Genomic DNA, 864 nt, shown 5'->3' with positions numbered 1-864 from the left:
GGGGTCGGTGAGGCTACGATTAAAGTCGAGGCGGTTGGGCACGAGGCTCTGCGCACTGAGAACCATGGCGAGCAGGGCCACGGAAAGCCCTAACGTCCAGCGCTCGCGCCGGAGCAGGTTCCACAGCACCAGGACAGCGATCAGGGCATAGACCGAGGCCTTGTTGGTGGTAATGCCCAACCCCAGAGCAACCGTTAGCAGCGCCAGCGCCAAGAGCACCCTCTGAGCCGTCCCGCTCGCCCGTAGGAACAGGCCCATTCCGCCGACCAGCACGACGACCATGAACCCCGCCACCATCCCCGGGGTGGCCGATGGTGCCCACCGGAGCCTCGTACATGAAGCCTCGAGTCAGCGGCCCGACAGGGTCCAGGGCTAGCCGCTGCAACACCACTACGGCCGTTTCGACCACACCCACGACCACCAACCCGGACAGCAGAAGCGGCCAGGCTTGGCGGTTTTCACGCAACACCCGGTAGATGAAAAGAGACGTCAGAACCAGGCCAATTTGGTAAAGAAGGCCGTCCATCCGGCTCTCCGCCCCTAGGAGAATCGCGGATAAATCGTCGTCACGAGCATTTACGGTAGCGATCCCCACGAGCAAGAGGTAAGACAGCAACAGGTAGCTGAAGGGATTTCGGTAGGATTGCAAGCCTCGAGCCTGCAAAATCCCGAACACCCCGATCATCACCAGCAACATTACCCGTGGGAAAAGCCATACCAACTCGCTGGCGACCACGCCAGAATAAGTGAACTGGGTTATCCCGCTCGCAACCTCGAGGGTTGATACCGAGGGCTTAGAAACGAAATAGTTAACGAAAAATGGGAAACTCCATATGAGTCCTAGAACAACGGCTAGCCAAATCT

At 59.1% G+C, this 864-nt stretch carries 1 pseudogene; it reads right to left on the bottom strand.

Annotated features, from left to right (window positions below):
* Positions 1 to 282: pseudogene (locus MEICH_RS29570) on the bottom strand (hypothetical protein); the annotation flags it as partial.
* Between the last annotated feature and the right edge of the window lie 582 nt (positions 283 to 864).

This window comes from Calidithermus chliarophilus DSM 9957 (assembly GCF_000430045.1).
Classification (GTDB): domain Bacteria; phylum Deinococcota; class Deinococci; order Deinococcales; family Thermaceae; genus Calidithermus; species Calidithermus chliarophilus.
Note: the sequence above shows the minus strand (reverse complement) of the source record. Positions and strands in the feature narration are given on the sequence as shown.